This is a genomic window from Sorangium sp. So ce394 (assembly GCF_051474665.1).
Classification (GTDB): domain Bacteria; phylum Myxococcota_A; class Polyangia; order Polyangiales; family Polyangiaceae; genus Sorangium; species Sorangium cellulosum_D.
In genome coordinates this window covers 5,433,710-5,451,881 of sequence record NZ_CP150339.1, presented here as the reverse complement: position 1 = coordinate 5,451,881, position 18,172 = coordinate 5,433,710, and the positions used below count along the sequence as shown (strand labels likewise).

10 protein-coding genes are annotated in these 18,172 nt (G+C 72.1%); 2 read left to right on the top strand and 8 right to left on the bottom strand.

What is annotated here, in order from left to right; all coding sequences use genetic code 11:
• Positions 1-39: 39 nt before the first annotated feature.
• The gene (locus WMF33_RS19935) at positions 40-816 is read right to left on the bottom strand and encodes a hypothetical protein (RefSeq protein ID WP_437338621.1); all 777 of its coding nucleotides are present in this window, start codon (positions 814-816) and stop codon (positions 40-42) included.
• A 38-nt stretch (positions 817-854) separates the two neighbouring features.
• Positions 855-1,934: a latent transforming growth factor beta-binding protein gene (locus WMF33_RS19930; protein ID WP_437338620.1), complete on the bottom strand. Its 1,080-nt coding sequence runs from the start codon at positions 1,932-1,934 to the stop codon at positions 855-857.
• 680 nt (positions 1,935-2,614) lie between these two features.
• On the opposite strand from WMF33_RS19930, the gene WMF33_RS19925 reads away from it, so the two are divergent.
• Positions 2,615-4,183 carry a hypothetical protein gene (locus tag WMF33_RS19925; protein ID WP_437338619.1) on the top strand — a complete coding sequence of 523 codons (1,569 nt, stop codon included), beginning with the start codon at positions 2,615-2,617 and terminating at the stop codon, positions 4,181-4,183.
• A 92-nt stretch (positions 4,184-4,275) separates the two neighbouring features.
• Here the strand turns inward: WMF33_RS19925 and WMF33_RS19920 are convergent, their stop codons facing one another.
• Positions 4,276-5,628 carry a sialate O-acetylesterase gene (locus tag WMF33_RS19920; protein WP_437338618.1) on the bottom strand — a complete coding sequence of 451 codons (1,353 nt, stop codon included), beginning with the start codon at positions 5,626-5,628 and terminating at the stop codon, positions 4,276-4,278.
• Between the two features lie 210 nt (positions 5,629-5,838).
• A complete protein-coding gene (locus WMF33_RS19915; protein WP_437338617.1) occupies positions 5,839-6,513 on the bottom strand; it encodes a universal stress protein in 675 nt (224 codons plus the stop codon).
• A gap of 410 nt (positions 6,514-6,923) precedes the next feature.
• On the opposite strand from WMF33_RS19915, the gene WMF33_RS19910 reads away from it, so the two are divergent.
• Positions 6,924-7,709 (top strand): CBS domain-containing protein, encoded by a 786-nt coding sequence (locus WMF33_RS19910; RefSeq protein WP_437338616.1) that lies wholly within the window; start codon positions 6,924-6,926, stop codon positions 7,707-7,709.
• Between the two features lie 123 nt (positions 7,710-7,832).
• Here WMF33_RS19910 and WMF33_RS19905 read toward each other — a convergent pair whose 3' ends face one another.
• The 4 genes from WMF33_RS19905 to WMF33_RS19890 are packed head-to-tail and all read right to left on the bottom strand — an operon-like array spanning position 7,833 to position 18,132.
• Positions 7,833-9,944 carry a DEAD/DEAH box helicase gene (locus tag WMF33_RS19905; protein WP_437338615.1) on the bottom strand — a complete coding sequence of 704 codons (2,112 nt, stop codon included), beginning with the start codon at positions 9,942-9,944 and terminating at the stop codon, positions 7,833-7,835.
• Positions 9,937-11,298, bottom strand: coding sequence for a BREX system ATP-binding protein BrxD (brxD, locus tag WMF33_RS19900; protein WP_437338614.1), 1,362 nt, complete (start codon positions 11,296-11,298; stop codon positions 9,937-9,939). Before brxD ends, WMF33_RS19905 begins: the two co-directional genes overlap by 8 nt.
• Positions 11,291-14,302: a BREX-2 system phosphatase PglZ gene (pglZ, locus tag WMF33_RS19895; RefSeq protein ID WP_437338613.1), complete on the bottom strand. Its 3,012-nt coding sequence runs from the start codon at positions 14,300-14,302 to the stop codon at positions 11,291-11,293. The genes brxD and pglZ overlap by 8 nt, the downstream gene beginning before the upstream one ends.
• Positions 14,299-18,132 (bottom strand): DUF6079 family protein, encoded by a 3,834-nt coding sequence (locus WMF33_RS19890; RefSeq protein ID WP_437338612.1) that lies wholly within the window; start codon positions 18,130-18,132, stop codon positions 14,299-14,301. The genes pglZ and WMF33_RS19890 overlap by 4 nt, the downstream gene beginning before the upstream one ends.
• Positions 18,133-18,172: the final 40 nt, after the last annotated feature.

Here is an 18,172-nt window from a genome sequence, read left to right as displayed (position 1 = left end):
GCGAGGCGCGCGCCGCGCGGCGCGCCGCCGGAGCGCGGCTCAGCGGGTCGGGCGCGCGTCGACCCCGAAGGTCAGCAGCGCCTCGTCGACCTCGACGCCGCGGAACCGCTGCACGTCGACGCACGGCTGATCCACGTGGGGCGGGCACAGGTCGCCCTCGCACGTCTCCTCGGTCGTCCGCGTCACGACGCCCCTGACCGTCGACCCGTCGACCGTCATCGAGACGCTCACCCGCAGGCGGGAGATCGTCCTCGTGGCGCCGACGATCTCCCGGAAGCGGTCGTCGTCCCCGTCGTCGTCGGCGTCGACGAACCCGTCCTCGAGCTCATCGCGGTCGTCCAGCTTGTCGCCGTCGGTGTCGACCACGCGGTCGCGCGACGGATCCGTGTCGTCGTCGCCGTCCTTGTCGGCGTCGACGAACGGGTCGACGTCGTCCGAGATGCCGTCCTGGTCGGCGTCGGTGACCCTGTCGCGGAAGGGAAACTCGATGTCTTCGGAGCTGCCCTCGAAGGTATACGGGTCGTCCTCCGAGGAGCCATGCAGCACGAGACCGCCGGTGTCGAGCACCGCCTCGTCGTCGGTCGGGAGGTAGAGGAGCAGCGTCTGGCCGTCCCGGAACGTGGTGGCGTCGTACTTCTCCGCGAGGATCGGCCGGTCGCCGGGGAAGCAGCCAGGCGCCTGCTCGGGCGCCTCGAGGGCGACGCGGTACACCGCGTAGTCGCCCGCGGAGAGGCCGCCGCACGAGGCGACGCCGGCCAGGGCGGCCAGGAGGGCGGCGCGGGCCGAACGCGCACGAACGTCTCGTCGATCAAGCATGTCCATCTCCTCCGCGGCGCTCAGGGAGGCGCCACGGCTCAGCACTCGAATACGTCGCTCCCGCCGCACGAGTAGTAGCACTGTTCGCAGTTCAAGCACCTGTCGTAGCTGGAGTACGTCTGCACCCCGTCCGGATACACCTCCAGGCACTCATCGATGCAGGCGTCGTTCGCGCAGGTCACGAGGCACTGGACGAGGAAGTAGCAGTCGTCGCTGATCGTGCACGCCTCGAGCTCGTCGGCGCAGCTCCCCTCGTTCGCGCACGCGACGCACCCGCTCGTGGCGCTGCCGCAGACGCCGATGTCGTCGCAGGCGACGGCGCTGGTCTCGCAGTCGATGACGTCCGTGCCCTCCTCGCAGTAGCCGGTGCCCTCGGGCTCGTCGCAGTCGCCGTTGTCCACATAAGGGCACGGCGCGCCCGCGCAGTCGGCCGCGTCGGTGCCCTCGTCGCAGATCCCGGTGCCCTCGGGCTCGTCGCACTCGCCGTTGTTCGCCTCGGAGCAGGTCGCGCCCATGCAGTCGTCGACGTCCGAGCCCTCGTCGCACCGGCCGGTGCCCTCGGGCTCGTCGCAGGTCCCGTCCTGCACCGACGGGCACGGCACGAGCTTGCAGTCGTCGACGTCCGTGCCCGCCGGGCACCGGTCGGCGCCCTCGGGCTCGTCGCAGATGCCGTTGCCGGTGTACGGACAGAAAGAGAGGCAGTCGGCTGGGTCGGTCCCGGCCGCGCACGTGTCGGTGCCCTGGGGCTCGTCGCAGACGCCGTCGCCGGCCGTGGGGCAGTGATCGCGACCTTTTGGCTCGAGACAGCCGAGGAGGGCCGCCGCGTGGGCGTTGCAGACCTCGGCCAGGTGATGACCATCCACGCACCGGCCCTCCAGGCGGACGCAGTCGGCATAGGCCTTGTGCTCGTCCTGACAGCGCTCCTCGGCCCGCTCCTCGATGGCCTCCTGCTCGGCCTCGCACAGGCCCTCGTTGTCCCCGGAGCAGTCCTCGCAGGCGCAGCGGGCCTCGCAGACCGTCGCGTAGACCGGCGGCCCGCCGTCGCCGCCGCCCGAGGTGGCGCAGGCGGCGAAGAGGCTGACGAGAGCTGCTGTGATCATCACGTGTGCGACACGCATGGGATCTCCTCATCATCTTCTGAAGCGAGGGCTCGTCCCGCCGGAGCGCAGCGCGCCGCCGCGAAGCCGGCGAGGGCACTACGACACGGCTGGCGCTGGGAGCTCCAGGTACCCTTCACCTGCGCACACCGCGCTCGTCCGATCCTCGCTTCGAATGTGATTGTAAAATTCTTCCAAAGGAAAACGGCTACGTATACCAGCTCAGCAGGCGGCCGGTCAATCATCGAGGCGGCGCTCGCGGCGGGCAGCAGCGGAGTGCGCGCGCTCGGGCTAGGCTCGAGTCGGGAGATCACAGCAGGGCACGCAGCGTAGCGGCGATGCAGCGACGTGTGGCATGTGAGGCGCGCGGGTCAGGAGGAGGGCTCGCGCGGCAGACGAGAAAACGACGCTGCTGCCCGCAATGCGTGCTGCGCGCGGCGTGGAGCGGACTCGACAATCCCGCGCGGTCGCCGTCGAAAAGCTGCGCTGAACGGGGCCGGCGGGGGCGGGGTGAGAGCGGCGTCGATCGAGCGCGGCGTTTCCGGGTGCTCTCCGCGGGGAAGAGCGGACACGGCGCGAAAAGAGCCGTTGGCATCCGTGTCGTTTCGACAGAAGATGCGCGTGCGCCCATCGCGCTGCGGCGCCTCGCCTCCGACGGCCGGCACCGCGTCACTGGACCCCTACCGGCTGGAGAGCAGCGGATGAAGATGCGATCTTTGGTGTGCCTCTTTGCGTTGAGCTTGGTGACCGCGGCGTGCGGCGATGACGACCCGGCCCCGGGGAGCGGAGGCAGCGGCAGCACGACGACCAGCGGCAGCACGACGGCGGGAACTGGCGGCGAGGGAGGCGACGGCGGCGGCACCGGCGGCGACGGCGGCGGCACCGGCGGCCAGGGCGGCGGCACCGGCGGCCAGGGCGGCGGCACCGGCGGCCAGGGCGGCGGCACCGGCGGCCAGGGCGGCGGCACCGGCGGCCAGGGCGGCGGCACCGGCGGTGGTGGCGGCAGCGTCGCCTCCACGACCTCCGGCACTGGCGGCGACGGCGGCGGCGGCGGCAGCGTCACCTCCACCACCTCCGCGACCACCGGCGCCGGCGGCGACGGCGGCGGCGGCGTCACCTCCACCACCTCCGCCACCACAGGCGCCGGCGGCGACGGCGGCGGCAGCGTCACCTCCACCACCTCCGCCACCACCGGTACCGGCGGCGACGGCGGCGGCAGCGTCACCTCCACCACCTCCGCGACCACCGGCGCCGGCGGCGACGGCGGCGGCAGCGTCACCTCCACCACTTCCGCGACTACAGGCGCCGGAGGCGACGGCGGCGGCAGCGTCACCTCCACCACCTCCGCAACGACCTCCACGACTTCCGTCACCACCGGAGGCGGCGGCGAGCCCCTTGCCGACGGCGCTGCCTGCGTCGCCGATGACGAGTGCGCCAGCGGCGTCTGCTTTGATGAGGTGGGGGTCGGCTTCCCATCCGGGCACTGTACCGGCGCCTGCAACACGGACAGCGACTGTGCCGGCGGCGGCGTCTGCATCGCCCTCACCACCTTCAGCATGTGCGTCGCCCCGTGCGAGACAGCGGACGACTGCCGCGACGGCTACATGTGCGACACCGACGACACCTGCTGGCCGGGCTGCACAAGCGACGCGCAGTGCCCGGAGGCGGGGACGTGCGCCGACGATGGGTTCTGCGGGGCGCCGGCGAGCCCCGATGGCAGCGCTTGCGCGGATGACGGAGATTGCACGGGTGACTGGTGCATCTCCCAGGCCGAGTACGGCTTTCCGGGCGGCTACTGTTCGGGCTTCTGCGGCCTCGACACCGAGTGCACCGGCGGTGGCACCTGTTACATGGAGCCGGGCGACACCACCGGCATCTGCCTCACCGCGTGCACGACGGACAGCGACTGCCGCGGCGGCTACATCTGTGACGCCGACAATACCTGCTACCCGGCCTGCACCAGCGACGCTCAGTGCTCGGACGGGTACGTCTGCAATGCCCTTGGCTACTGCGACCCGCCGGCGGGCGATGGCGCCGACGGCGACGCTTGCGCCACTGACTTCGACTGCGCCGGCGGCTACTGCTTCACCGAAGCCGATGGCTGGCCGGGCGGGTACTGCACGGGCCCGTGCACGCCCGGGGCCGACGACTGCGCCGGCGGCGGCTACTGCGACTCGGACAGTGAGGGCAACAGCGCCTGCATCGCCGAGTGCGGGACGACGGACGACTGCCGCGACGGCTACGTGTGCAGCGCTGGCCTCTGCCTGTAGGGCTGACCCAGCGGCGCTGAGCACCCGCAGAGGGCCCGTCCAACGCGATGGCGGGCCTCTGCGACCTCCTCCCTGAGGCGGCGAGCCCCGGTTCAGCCGGGCTCGCGCCCGCTCCGGCGGCGCCGTCGCAATGCCGCCAGCGCGATCAGCGCGAGCGCCGCCGCCGTCGGCCCCTGGCCCGGGACCCCGGCCGCCCGGCAGCCGCAGCCGCTGCTGCTACCGCCGGCGCCCCCGGGCGCGGCCCCGCTCGGTCCGGCCGCGCTCCCGGCGCTGCCCGCGGCCGCCGCGCTCCCGCTCGCCCCCGCCGCGCCGCCCCCGCCCACGCCCGTGCTCGCGGCGCCGCTCGCCGACGACACCGAGCTCCCGCTCGCTCCCGCCGCGCCGCCCCCGCCCACGCCCGCGCTCGCGGCGCCGCTCGCCGACGACACGGAGCTCCCGCTCGCCCCCGCCGCGCCGCCCCCTCCCCCCGCGCCCGCGCTCGCGGCGCTGTTCGCCGACGAGGCGCCCGGCGAGCCCGTCTCGCCGACCAGCGCGAGGTACGCCTCGGCGAAGCGCTCGCCGAGGAGCTGGTACGCGGCGGAGTCGAAATGCCACGTATCGTCGGCCCGCCGCGGGGCGAAGTCGTCCGTGTCGACCCACGCGACCCGAGGGTCTTCCTCGGCCACGGCCACCTGCGCCGCGCGCACGGCGTCGATGTTCGCCTCTTTGCCGGCGGCGATCGGCCCGCCGTTCGCCGGGTAGAGGTTGTCGCTGATCCGGCCGAGCACGACCGGGAGCCCGGGCGCGCCGAGATCCTCGCGGATCGCCGCGATGAAGCCGCGCAGCGTGTCGCCGTAGGTGAACGCGGCCGCCCACCCCGCCTCGTTCTCGCCCTGCATCCAGAGGAGCCCGGCGATCTCGACGTCGTGCCCCTCCGACTCGAGCCGCGCCAGGGCGTTGTCGAGCCGCGTCGGCTCTTCCGGGTAGCGGAGGGCGCGATCGCCTGTGTACGTCGCGGAGTCCAGCTTGCCGAGGAGCGCGTGGTAGAGCTGCGATTTGTAGAGCACCTCCGGATCCGGCCCCAGCCCGCGCCCCCAGTGGTCGACAAGGTTCGTGCCCCCCTGCGCCAGCTTCACGATCGCGATCCGGTGCTCGGGGTACGCCGCCGCCATCGCGTGGCCGAACGTGATCTCCGGCCCGTAGCGGCGCGCCTCGCCCTTCGGCTCGAGCGGCCCCCAGTCGGTGCTCGTCGCCGCGGCGTACGGCCCCCCCTCGCGCGCGTCGGGGTTGTGGTGGTCGTACCAGATGTCGGGCTGGCTCTGGAGCTCGGCCGGCAAAGCGGTGCCCACGCCGTAGCCGACCATGTTGGACTGGCCCGCGAGCACGAACAGCTTCACCGGCTGTGCCGCGGCGGACGCGGAGAGCGAGATCGCGAGAGCCGCCACGGCGATGCAGGACCGCTTCATGACACGGTATATTCTCCGCTGGCAGCGCAGCGTCAATACGCCGGCGCGCGGCGGGGGCCGCCGTCCGATGAGGTCGAACGCGAGGGAGCGGCGGCGCGCTCTTCGACCTTCGACGCTTGAATGCGCCGTTCGTCCGGCGTTCACAGGACAGGATGTCGGGGTCTTACCCCGCAGGTGCGCAACCTCGTCGGGCTCGCCTCTCGATCGCGATCAATTCCCTTCGGGCGTCGCGTGGTAGGCGGCGCTCGACGTCGCGTAGACCCCGTTTGTCGCGTACGAGTAGCGGTGGGGCCGGACGTGATGCTCCGAGTGGCGCGCGCACCAGAGATCGGCGGCGCCGGTCTCCTGCCGGCGCTTCACGCACTCGGGGCAAGGCGGCTCGATCTCGGGCACCCGGCCGGCGGTCGCGTGATCCTTCGGCCGCACGATCCACACCGGGCAGCGCGCGAGCCGGGCGACGCGCTCGGCGACCGAGCCGAGGAGCAGCCGCTCGAGCCCGCGGTGGCCGTGCGAGCCGACGACCACGAGGTCGGCGTCGAGGTCGGCGGCGAGCTGAGCGATGTTCCCGGCCGCATCGCCGCGGCGGAAGTGGACGACGACGCGCTTGAGCCGCCTGCCGTCGAGCTTGGCGCCCAGGGCGCGGACGCGCTCGCTCGCGCGCGCCTGGAGCTGCTGGAGCGCCACGTCGGGCTTGGTGGCCGCCGCCGGCGCCCGCGAGAGCCCGACGCCGACCCAGCTCTCGGGCTCGACGTAGACCCCGTGCACCTCCGCGTTGTCGCGGCAGCAGGCGGAATCGAGCGCCTGATCGAGCGCGCGGTTGCTCAGATCCGAGAAGTCGATCCCGACCACGACGATGAACCGACCCGTTGCGCCCACGCTCGACATGACGTCCTCCTCAGCCTCGTTGCCAGTCCGGGCGGGTTACCCTGCTCTGCCCGGCGTGCTGCGCGGCGCGCCTCTCGGCACGCCGCGCGCGCTGCTCGCAGGGTTCGCATGGGCCGTGCCATGCGCTCCGAAAGGCGGCGAGCGGCGGGCCCTGCCATGCGCTCCGAAGGCGGAGAGCGGGCGACTCGCGCGCTGGGCGCGTCGCCCCGCGCGCGGCGGACCTCCGCGCGCGGCGCGCGGGGCGTGCATGCCTTTCGTCGCGGCGCAAACGGCGCGCGGCGGCGCGGGCGCGGCGCTCGGGGCCTGCCGCCCTGCCGCGGCGTTCCGGGGCGCTCGGGCGTGGCACGGGCGGTGCTCAACGCAGGGCGCGCCTCGAAGCGAAGGCCGCGGAGGCGAGCGGAGAGATGACGATGACGACCCTTGGACCGATCAACGGAGAGCACCCCATCCCGCAGCACGCGATCCGCAGCGCGCGCATCGTTGGAGACGACGGCGAGGCGTCGGTCGTCGCGACCGTTTATTGCCCGCTCAAGGAGCGGTCGGCCACGGTGCCCGAGTGCGAATCGTGCCGTCGGTTCCACGCGCTGCATTTCGACGCGGCGTCGCGCACGACGTCGGTCGTCTGCCATACCGAGCGCGCGATGTCGGCCATGGGGAGCGCGGACCCGCTGGCCGGGGTGGGTCAGCACGTGAATCCGGCGGCGCCGCTCGCCGGGATCATGAGCCGGGACGTCATCTGCGTGCGGCCGGAGGTCACGGTCGACGAGATCGCGGCCCTGCTCATCCGCCACGGGATCAGCGGGATGCCGGTCGTGGATGCGGACGGCAAGCCGGTCGGCATGGTGTCGCGGGCCGACGTGCTCCGGGCGGCCGAGGAGCGCGGCGATACCGAGGAATCCGAGCGGATGAGCTTGCACCCGGACGACGTCGCGCCGCTCGACATGGAGCAGGGCTTCCACGTGTACGAGCCCGTCAAGGTCACCGCGCGCGACGTGATGACGCCCGTCGTGGTGCAGCTGCACGAGAGCGCGAGCATCCGGCAGGCCGCGTCGCTGATGGCCTACGAGGGCGTGCACCGGCTGCCGATCGTCTCGGACGACGGCAAGGTGGTGGGCATCCTGTCGTCGCTCGACGTGCTGCGGTGGTTCGGGCGGAGCTGCGGATACCTGATCCCGCCGGGGCGCAGGAGAGCCTGAGGGGAGAGCGCAACGGGCTGGAGGAGGCCATCCGCCGAGCGTTATTTCGGGATGGAGCGTGCCGATCTCGCGGCACGAGGGTCACGACAGCTTGTCCCGGCGTGAGGACAGCTCCGGGACGGCTCAGTCCCGCCTCTCCAGTGCAGGCATCCAGGGCGTCTCCACAAGCCTCCGCGCCAGAAACCTGAGCTCAAGCTCCTCGGGTAGGCACGGCTGAAATTTCGACAGCGGCTCTCGGGCGCAGGAGGCCGCATGCCGTACCGCATCCGCTTCGCTGATCGCGCCGGGCGCCAGCAAAGCGCGGGCGGCCTCACGAACAGCCACGACCGATCGCATCGCATCGCCCCGGAGCTTGATGGCGAGATTGCCCGGCGTCACGTGGGGGCCGAGTCGCTCCTCGAGCAGCCTGGCAATCAGGTTGTTTGCCCTCCCGCCCATAAACGTGTGCCACACGATCTCGTTCGCCCCCTCCACCATGGGCATGGGTTCATCTGCAAGGAATGCATGGCCGGCGCGCTCGGCCCGCATCGCAGCCGTGGCGCGGCTCGTCCACCATTTGTCCTCCGCGCTGTCGAGCAGCGTCCGGCGGAGCTCCTCGCACAGCCGTCGCGCGATGAGTCTCGGCTTGCCGAGCCAGTTCAGGTGCCGCCCGTCCGGCGCGGGTACGACGTCACAGACCCCCTTCTTCCAGTCAATACGGATGATCTGCCAGGGGCGCCCCCCGAGGACGAAGCAGCTATCCTGCGGCAGGGCCTGCACGAACACCGCGTCGACCGACCCGACGTTGCGCTGCCCCCACATGACGTCGATGGATGCCGGTGCCTCGAACACGGCATAAAGCGCCTGAAAATTCCTCCGCGCATAGAGCGCTTCACCTCTGGTTCCGAGGATCAGCCGCCCCTCCGTCAAGACGAGGATCCCGGCGGATAGCATCCGAGCCAGCAGCAGCTCACGCTCGCGCTCCGTCACGTCTGCAAAGCATCCTGCCCCCGCGATCCATGCCCACCAGTCAGTCACGGGGACACCGCCTTCCTGAAGGCACAGGGCAAGGAGCTGCTGCGCGAGCACATGGAACGCCGCGCGCTCGGGTTGCACCGGCTCGACGTAACCGCTGGACCATAGCCGCAGGAGCGCTGCCGAAAGCGCGAGATCGCTCTCCTTCGTGCAGAGGATGGTCGCGCCCTGCGCCGATCCCGCGCGGCGGCCGGTTCGGCCCATCCTCTGGAGAAAGCTCGCCACCGCGGAAGGTGCGTCGATCTGGTACACCGCGTCGAGATCTCCGATATCGATCCCGAGCTCCATCGTGGATGTCGCCACGATGACGCAATCGCGCCCGGACTCGAAGGCGCGCTCCGCCTGGCGGCGCTCGTCCGCCGATAGGGACGAGTGCATAAGAAAAGTGCTCACCCCCGTCGCCTGGAGCGCCTCGCCGAGCTGCTCGACGCGGCGTCGGCTGTCCAGGAAAACGAGCCTCTTCTTCCCCACGTCGAGCTGCGAGATCACCTTCGCCGCGTTCGGCAGGCTCGCCACCCAGTCGAGGCGCACCTCGGGCGACGAGGGACGCTTCGGCGGATCCACGAGGCGCGCCGCGCGGCGGCTGGTTCCCGTCAGCCATGCCAGGATCTCCAGCGGGTTACCCACCGTGGCCGATAGCCCGATCCGCTGGATATCCCGCCTGGCGTGGCGCTGGAGGCGCTCCAGCACCGAGACCAAATGTGCGCCGCGATCGTCGGCAGCAAAGGCGTGCACCTCGTCGATGACCACCGCTTGAAGGCCGCGGAACAGCCTGCGGCTCGGGACGCGGCTGCTCACAAGCATCACCTCGAGCGACTCGGGCGTGGTCATGAGGATGTCCGCCGGCTCCTGCGCGAAGCGCCCCCGCGCGCCCGCGCCGACGTCGCCGTGCCACTTGAACACGCGGCGCGACATCATGCCCGCGAGCCGCGTGAGCCGCGGCTCTTGGTTGTTGAGCAGCGCCTTGATCGGGCTCAGGTAGAGCACGCTCGGCGAGGCCCAGTCCTCCACGTGCATGCGCGAGAGCAGCGGCAGGAACGCCGCCTCGGTCTTGCCGCCCGCCGTCGGCGCCAACACGACGCAGTTGTCGCCGTCGAGGATCGCGTGCGCGGTGAGCTCTTGCACCGGACGCAGCTCCGAGAAGCCGAGAGTGTGGACGATATGGTATCGGACGGCCGCGCTCAGGCGATCGAAGGCGCCCGAGGTCGCCTGGTCAGCCATCTCCCTCTCCGCCCGGGCTCGCGCCGCCCAGATCGAGCCCGATGTCCTCCGGGCCCTTCGCCACCCCGGCCGCCGCGGCCTCCTCGGCCGTCATCTCCGTCGCCGAGATCTTCAGATCCAAGTGCTCGGCCGGCTCGAAGTCCTCGAACTGGTCGACGCGATCGAGGACGCGGTCGACGAGCTTCTTCAGGAAGAGACGCGGGGCGATGCCTGTCCTCTGCCCCAGCTTCCCCGTGACGCTGCGCGCCAGCGCGCGCAGTACCTCGTCGGTCACCTTCGCCTGGACGCGCTCGGGGTGGTCGGCCGGGTAGAGCGACCGGACCCGCTTCGCCACGTCGACCAGGCGCTCCTCGTCGAAGGCCAGCAGGCGGACCTGAACGGCCTTTGGGTTGTCGAAGCGCGGCTCCTCGTCGAAGTCGGTATGAAGCCGCGCGGCGAGCGCCGGCGCGCGCTGGACCCCCTGGAAGCCATCGAAAAAGGCGGGGGTTCCTGTGATCAGCAAGAACAGCCCCGGGTAATCGCCGCGCGCCATAGCATCGAGGAGCTGCCGTAGCGCGTTCAGGCTCTTCTCGCGGCTGTCGCCCCGCGCCCGCTGAATCGTCTCGACCTCGTCGAGCACGAACATGAGCCCCGGCCGCCCCGTCTGCTTGAGCAGCAGGAGCAGCCCCCGGAGGAACGCGAGCGCGCCGGTGTGATCCAGATCGGCCTTCAGGCTTGCCTTCCGCTTGACCGAGCCCGCGACGTGCGGCTGTCCCATCAACCAGGCGATCAGCCCATCGAAGGTCGCGTCGTCCTCCTCCAGGCGCGCCCGGTGCGCCCCACGAAGCGCCGAGGAGAAGGCCGGCTGGTCCTCGGCGACCGCGGCCAGCCGCTCCTCGAGCCGCTCGGCGACGCGCTCGTGGAAGCGCTGGGTGTTCGACGAGAGCCCAGGCTCCGCGGCCAACACCTCCTCCTCGATATCGAAGAACCACCGCTCGACGAGCTGCCGGAACGCCCCTCGATCGCGCTCCTTGGTCCTCAGGTGCTCGAGCGCGCGTCGATAAACCGTCTCGAGCCGGTAAAGCGGCGTGTCGACCTCGCTCACCTGCACCTCGGTAACGGCCATGTCGAGCGCGAGCGCCCGGGCAGCGAAGTACCGCGAGAAGAACGTCTTGCCAGCGCCGTAGTCGCCGCGCACCGCCTTGAAGCGGCTGCGCCCCGTCGTGCACTCCTTGAGCTCCTCGACGATGGCCTTCTCGAAGCGATCCAGACCGACGGCCAGGTATTCGAGGCCCTTCTCGGGGACGGTGCCTGTCCGGAGCGCATGCACGATGTCCTTGCGCCGGGCCCTCGAGGGGAGATCGAGCTCAGCCACCCTCGTCCTCCATGAAAATGGCCCGGAGCAGGCGTTCGTCGAGCGTGATGGTCTGGCTCTTCCGGTCCATCTCGATCACGGGCTCCTGATCGAGGTTGAGCACCCGCTCGACGCGGCTCATGAACCCCGGAACGCGGACGCTCGTGCCCGCCGCGTCGATCTTGAGCGCCACCGCGAAAGCGTCCCACGTCATCCGGCCCCCGTTGCGCACGAGCAGCGCGATCGCGTCCTTCACCCTCGGCTGCTCGGTCTCCGGGATCCCGATGATCTGCTGGCGGAAGAGCCTGGTCTTGAACAGCCCCTCGGCGAGTTCTGGCGGCGCCGCCGTTCGAGGCGCCTCGAATGGCAACGCGACCTGCGCCGGGCCCGTCCTCGGCGCCGGTGCGGTCACGGTGAGCGCGGGCAGCGGCGCCGCCGCAGGCGTGGCGGCCGCTGCGTCGCGTGCGGCCCGGGCGCGCTCGGGATGCCAGAACGCCGGCGGGTCGAGCGGCGCCTCGTGCACGTCGAGCGCCTCAAGCTCGGGCAGGAGCCCGCGCGGCGCGAGCAGCACCGCGGGCGCCACGACCTCGGCGAGGCTCGCGCCCCCGTGCTCGCCGGCGTGCGTCATCGAGGTGTAGCGCAACGTCTCGTGGACGGCGACCGCGACGCGGTCCGCCCCCTTCGGCATGGCCAGCGGGCCGGCCGGCAGCTCGATCTCGTCAGGCGCCGCGGTGTCCGACGGCCCCAGGGCGCGGTACCGCGCCCCGCGCTCCGCCCCCTCGATCTCCTTGCCCGCGCTCCGCACCGCGGCCCCGATCAGGCGCAGCGACCTGACGTTGCCGTGATCGCTTACGAGCAGCACGAGGCGCCCCGTGCTCTCGGCGGCCTCAAGGAGCGCCCTGAGCGGTCGGATGCGCTCCGCCGACAGGGGCACGTGGAGCTGCGCCGAGCCCTTGAGCTGGTCGTCGATGGCGTTCACCACGACCGCCACCACGCGACGATCGCCCTTCACGATGCGCGAGGCGTCGTCCGAGAGCCCGCCTCCCTGGCCGAGGACGTCGCCCTTCAGCAGGACGATCGGCACCTCTCCGATGCGCTGGATCGCCGGGTGCTGCGCCAGCCGGTCGCCGTCCCGCCCCGTATCGAGGCTCTCGCCCGGGACGAGCGCTCGGCCCGCGAACAGCGCGCTCCGGCTCAGCTTCGTGATCGTGGGCACATGGGCGAGCACCGGCACGCGACGCCCGCGCGATACCGGGACGAACGACGTGCGCACGACCGAGGGGGCCGAGGACGCGGACCCCCATCCCGCGCCGGCCGAGGGCGCCGAACCGTCGAACGATGCCCAGAGCTCGGCGAGGTTCGCCCCGCTCATCCCGTCCATGCACAGGACGAGCAGCCGAAGGTCCTTGCTGCGCTCGAGCAGGTCCAGCCCCATCCGCGCGAGCGCGTCCTCAATGAGCACGACCTCCGCGCTCCGCCCGTCCGGAAGCCGCACCGCCCCGCGCAGGACCCCGCGATCCCCCTTCTTGCCGACGAGCCGCGCATAGGCCCGCGCAAACCGGGCATCGAGCACATCGCGTACCCGGTCGACCGCGACGACGAGTCGCTGCAGGCCCTTCCCGAGGGGCCCCGAGCCGTCGGTGCGCACCGTCTGGCGCGCCCAGTCAACGTAGGCGCCCACCTCGGCCTGGAACGCCGCCAGGCCGATCACCTCCGCCTGCGGCGGCCAGGCCTCCTCCGGCTGCGCTGCCGCGCCTCTCGCCACCGGCTCGCCCAGGAAGGCCGCGAGGCGCGCCGCCATCTCGACCTGCTCCTCGAGCGCCGCATCGCCGCGCGCCGCGTCGTGCGCCAGCAAGTCGACGGCGGCCCGGGTCACGGCGTCGATGGCGCGCCCCGCGTTCGCCCCATCCGGCGCGCTGGCGGCCGCCTCGAGCGCCCCGACGAACGCCTTGCACCGATGCGCGAAGACGAACGGAAGGCGGTTCGACCCGAGCGCGTGCGGCCGCACGTGCTCCCCAGCGAGCAGCGCCTCGGCCTCGCCCAGGATTGCCCGGCGCAGCGCGTCGTTCCCGGGCCCGTCGAGCTTCTGCCACACGAGCGGCACCAGGTAGCCGAGATCGACGAGCGCCCTGGCGAGGGCGGCCATGCCTTCGTCGCGCACGTGCCGGAGCGCGTGCCCGGGCGACTGGAGCACGCGGATTTCGATCACCGTGGTGAGCAGGTTGAAGGCCTCTCCCTGCCTCTCGCTCAGCGCCGCCCGGGCCGCCTCCCCGACGACGGCCATCGCCGCGAGCTCCACGCCGGCGTCGTTCAGCCACGCCGACAGCACGCGCGGGGCGCTCGGCCCCATGCGGCGCGCGAGGACCGCGGCGAGCTCCTCCCGGGCCTCCTTGACCTGCGCGAGGAGCGCCGCGAGCGCCTTCCCCCGGTGCTCCCGGTCGAGCAGCGTCGCCGCGAAGAGCTGCGCTTCGGTCTCCAGGCCCTCGATTCCCAGCCGATCCCTCAGGAAGACGAGCCACGCGTCGTCGAGGTCGATGCTCGGGGCCTCCCCGCGCGCGTAAGCCCGCGTCCCCTCGCGCTGCACCACGCTGCGCAGCTTGCTGCCGAGGAGGCGCGGCGTCCCGCTCTTCGCGCCGAACCGCCCCGGCAGGAGCCACTCGACCTGCGGCCAACAGAGCCGCCCGCTCGCGAACACCGCCTCGAGGTCGCGCGGGAGCTGGCGCGCGAACGGCACGATGTACACCGACGCCTCTCCGTCCTCTCGCGCGAGCTTCCGCCGGAGATCGAGCTCCCCGGAGGTGTCGATCACGCGGAAGCGCACCGCCTCGCCGCGCAGCGTGACGTCGAGGAGCGCGCCGTCCCCGGCAGGCTCCGCGAGGGAAGCGAAGATGGCGGTGCGGTACGTGCGGTGCTGGCGCTGGTGGAGCAGCTCGAGCTCCTTCCTGATGAGCTCGCACGAGAGGGCCGGCGCCTCGGGCGCGAACGATACGACGTCGGGCGTCGCGGCCGCAGACGCCGCCGTCACCCTTTGCCTCCGCCGAGGACCTCGATGGTGACGCGGAGCCGCTTGCCGGCCCCGAGCTTCGCGCGGAGCGCGGCGACCAGGCGCTCGACATCGCCGACGTTCGCGAGCGTGTGCTCCTCCGATGAACCCACCTCCGGCGGGTCCGGGCGCGCGACGTCGAAGGACGGCAGCGCCTCGGCCGGCAGCTCTGGATCGACCCCCCGCGGGTCCGGCGTCGGCGGCGACGGCGGATTCGCCGGCGGGGGCAACGGCGGCGGCGGCGCCGGCGGCGGCTTCACCTCGAAGAGGAGCCGCGTGAGCTGCGTCGCCTCCCGCTCGAGGACCGGGCGCAGCGCCTCGACGTTCTCGTCCCACTGGAGCGCCTGCCGCACGCGCTCCATCACCGGTCGGACGTCCGGCCCCCGGGCGGGCTCCGCCTCCAGTTTGTGTCCTCCGGCGATCGGCGCCTTGAGGCTCTCCGACTTCAGGGTCTGGACCAGCGCGTCGACCTCCTTCGGCCCGGCCATGTGCGTGAGGGCCGTCGCGCGCGCCGGATCCCACGGGGTGCGCGCCAGCGCCTCGACGATGCCCGCCGCGTCGCGCGCCGAGAGCACCGCAGAGGTCAGCTCGCGGAGCTTCTCCAGCACCGCGCCCCTGGGCGTCGCCGCCGCGGGCGCCGTCAGGCCAGCGAGGCGGTGCCACTCCGCGAGGAGCGCCACCGCGCTCTCCAGCCGCGCGGCGACCAGATCGCTCGCCGCCTTCTTCGCCCGGCTCGCGAGCTCGTCCACGCGCGCCGGCGTGAGCGCCTTGCCCAGGGTGATCCCGAAGAGCTCCGCCGTGCGGAGCGCGCTTTGCCAGGTCTCCTGGCCCGGGAGCTCCACCGGCACGAGCGACAGGTCGTCGGCCAGCTTGCCGACGAGCGCCGAGACCGCGTTCCCGTGCGCGAGCAGCCGCAGCGGCTTCGCCGAGGCCTTCGCGTAGGCGAGCACCAGGAAGTCCTCCACCTCGCGCGAAAGCTCCATCAGCCCGTCGGGATCGATCGCCCGGCGCACCGCCGCCACCGACAGCGGCCCCTTGTGGCTTGCGAGGTTCTTCGCCATCTGGTCCAGGATCCCACCCGCGTAGGTCGCGTCCTCCTCGATGATGCGCACGACGCCGAGGTGCTCGGCCGCGGCGATCCCGCGCAGGTCCTCGATCTGCGCCCGGTCGAGGCGCGCCCGGCGGTCGGGCGTCTCGAGCACGCGGTCGAGGAGCTCCAGGACCGCCTCGAGCCGCTGCCGCGTCGGGACCTTGCCCTTGCCGAACACCGGGTGGCGTGGCGCCCGCGTCTCGAGCGCCTGCTTCACCACGGCCTCGAGCGCGTTCTGGAAGAGGCCGCCGGCCGGCACCGACAGCCTGGCATCGCGCCGGAGCAAGTGCACCTGCCGGTCGGGCGCGAGCCCCGGCGCGAGGTGCTGGTTGTGCTCGTGGCTCAGGCCGTACGCGCTCGCGAGCGCGTTCTCGATCTGCTTGCTCTTGAGCTCTCGCTGCTGCTCCAGCGTCGATCGCACCCGCGCGAGCTCGTCCATGCTCACGAACGGCAGGCGGGTGGCGAGATCCTGGTCCCGCAGGTCGACGAGCCCGTCGATGATGACGAGATCCGCGAGCACTTGCCGCGTGTCCTCATCCAGGAACGCCGGCAGCCACACGATCGTGGCGAGGCCCCGCTCCGCCTCCTTCCCGGCGAGGCCGTCGAGCACCTGCGCGATGCGCTCCTCGTCCTCCCGCGGCCCGTGGCCGACCTCGTCGAACGGGTAATCGAGGACGACCCGCACGTCCTCGTCCTCGCCGGGCCGGAACACGTGGTCGTTCGCGAGCCGCACGTTGTCGTAGACGAACCCGACCACCCACTTGCGCTCGCGCCACTCGACGGTGCGGCGCCCGGCCTGGTCCTTGCGCGAGACGCCCATCTTCTCGAACAGCACGTCGCGCACGCGGATCCGCCGGCGCTGCTCGTTGTCGAGGTCGCGGCAGAAGTCGAGGATGCGGCGCACGTCGATGATGTCGAGGACCCCGCGCACCTCGGGGTTCGCGTCGCCCCGGACGTGCACCGCCGGCGTCACGCCGGCCCACTCCTTGACGAGCGCCGTCGCCATGGTGGTCTCTTCGTTGGGCACGCGCGACTTGAGGGTGCCGCTGTTCAGGTACACGAGGCCCGAGGCCGTCAGGTCCTTCAGGACCGGCGTGTTCGGCACGAGGCCCTGGAGGAGCACCGTCTTGGCGATGCGCGTCTGGTTGCGGCAGGCCTTCTCCCGGCAGCCCGAGCAGCCGAGGCGGGCGTCGAAGTCCTCGCGCAGGAGCTGGCATCGCTCCGGCGTGTCGGTCTTCTGCTTCTTGCGGATGTGCGGCAGGAGGTCGTTCTCGTAGATGCGCCGCGCCTGCTCATACGATCGCTGGATCGCGGGCAGATCGCTGGTCTGCCCGTGCGCCACGACGTCGAAGAGATCGCCGACCGGCACCACCGTCCCGAGCTCGAAGTCGGGCAGGTAGCGGACGAGGAGGTGCGTCAGCTCCCGAAGCGCCGTCCGGTCCCGCTGCAGCGTGGCGCTCAGGGCGACCATCACCTCGATGAGCGCGGGGGAGAACGGATACACCCGCCGGAAGTCGTCGGCGTCGCCCTGGTTGCCGTTGAGGTGCCGGAAGTCCTTCGCGAAGGCGCGCTTCCAGGACGCGAACGACGCGTCGATCTCCGCCCGGGCCTCCGGGCCTGAGGGGCGCAGGACGCGCTTCTCGATGATGCGCGGCAGGTCCTTGTCCTCCAGCGAGATCGTCTCGAATCGGTCCTTCCAGAACGAGAGCTGGTCCCGGAAGATCACCTCGTCACGGCCGACCGCGAGCTTGCCGACCATCTCCGAGAGGTCGCGCTGCCGCGCGGCGAAGGTGATGAACGGCAAGGCAGGCGGGTAGTCGCCGTGCTCGACGAGGGTCGAGACCTTCGGCGTCTCGAGGGAGAGCTTCCTCGGGTCCTGGAAGGTCGAGAGCCACAACACGAGCTCGTCGAGGACGAGGACGACGCCCTCGTAGCCGAGCCCTTGGAGGTGCTCGGCCAGGATTTGCAGGCCCGGGCCGAGCCTCACGAGCTCGGCGCTCGCCGCCACGCCCTCGAACCAGGGGGTCCTCGCGAGCTCGCCCGCGAGCTCCCGCGCCTGCCTGGAGCCGGGCGCGGCGAGGGCCGCCTCGAAGCGCTGCCGGGTCCAGCGCGCCCCCCCGAGGTCGCCCCAGGCGCCGTCGTCGTCCGAGGCGCCCTGGTTCGAGGGGAAGGCCGCGAAGAACCTCGCGTCGCCCAGGTCCGCGAGCAGGCGCTGCGCGCTCGCGAAGAGCTTCTGCGACGCGAAGAGCGCCGGCGCCGGCGCGCCCGGGTGGAGCCGCGCGAGCTCCTCGACCGCCGCGCCGAGCACGATCTCCTCGAGCGTCGTCGCCTGGCGGCTGATGCACTGGACGTGCAGGCGGAAGAGCTTCCGGCCGACGATGGCAGGGTGGAACTTCGCGCGGTGCTCCTGGAGCTCGGGGTGGAGCGAATAGACGGCCTTCTCGTCGGCGAGGAGCAGGCTCAGGACGTTCATGAAGTGCGACTTGCCGCACCCGAAGCTGCCGTGGATCCAGGTGAACACGCTCCGCCTGTCGGCGAGGCTCCTGCGGGCGTTGTCGAGCGCGCGATCGAGGTTGCGCGCGATGGACGGCGTCACCTGGTACTCGGCGAGGGTCCGCTCGATGCGCTCGGCGCTGGCAGCGCGGTCGATCTGGTGGACGAAGTCCACCGTCTTGACGTCCTCGGGGAGTTGAAAGTACCGGCGAAGGGGCGCTTCGGACATGGGATCTCTGAGGGGTGCTCCTGCGAGCGGTCCAGATCGG

Coding starts and splice junctions, on each gene's coding strand:
- WMF33_RS19930 (WP_437338620.1), bottom strand. CDS start 1,934: ATGCGTGTCGCACACGTGATGATCACAGCAGCTCTCGTCAGCCTCTTC.
- WMF33_RS19925 (WP_437338619.1), top strand. CDS start 2,615: ATGAAGATGCGATCTTTGGTGTGCCTCTTTGCGTTGAGCTTGGTGACC.
- WMF33_RS19905 (WP_437338615.1), bottom strand. CDS start 9,944: ATGGCTGACCAGGCGACCTCGGGCGCCTTCGATCGCCTGAGCGCGGCC.
- WMF33_RS19910 (WP_437338616.1), top strand. CDS start 6,924: ATGACGACCCTTGGACCGATCAACGGAGAGCACCCCATCCCGCAGCAC.
- WMF33_RS19890 (WP_437338612.1), bottom strand. CDS start 18,132: ATGTCCGAAGCGCCCCTTCGCCGGTACTTTCAACTCCCCGAGGACGTC.
- WMF33_RS19915 (WP_437338617.1), bottom strand. CDS start 6,513: ATGTCGAGCGTGGGCGCAACGGGTCGGTTCATCGTCGTGGTCGGGATC.
- WMF33_RS19935 (WP_437338621.1), bottom strand. CDS start 816: ATGCTTGATCGACGAGACGTTCGTGCGCGTTCGGCCCGCGCCGCCCTC.
- WMF33_RS19920 (WP_437338618.1), bottom strand. CDS start 5,628: ATGAAGCGGTCCTGCATCGCCGTGGCGGCTCTCGCGATCTCGCTCTCC.